Source organism: Staphylococcus sp. EG-SA-17 (genome assembly GCF_017151845.1).
In the GTDB taxonomy this organism is placed as follows: Bacteria; Bacillota; Bacilli; order Staphylococcales; family Staphylococcaceae; genus Staphylococcus; species Staphylococcus aureus.
In genome coordinates, this window is sequence record NZ_JACVZO010000185.1 from 1 (window position 1) to 239 (window position 239).

Here is a 239-nt window from a genome sequence, read left to right on the forward strand (position 1 = left end):
TGAGTACAAAGGAATTGTATTTGATAGCAAAGTAGAGTGTGAATATTACCAATATTTAGAAAGTAATATGAATGGCACTAATTATGATCATATCGAAATACAACCGAAATTCGAATTATTACCAAAATTAGATAAACAACGAAAGATTGAATACATTGCAGACTTCGCGTTATATCTCGATGGCAAACTGATTGAAGTTATCGACATTAAAGGTATGCCAACCGAAGTAGCAAAACTTA

At 31.4% G+C, this 239-nt stretch carries 1 protein-coding gene; it reads left to right on the forward strand.

Features of this window, described 5'->3' with window-relative positions:
• On the forward strand, positions 1-239 hold a 239-nt coding region (locus IDG65_RS14680), incomplete at both ends, for a DUF1064 domain-containing protein (RefSeq protein ID WP_206174278.1).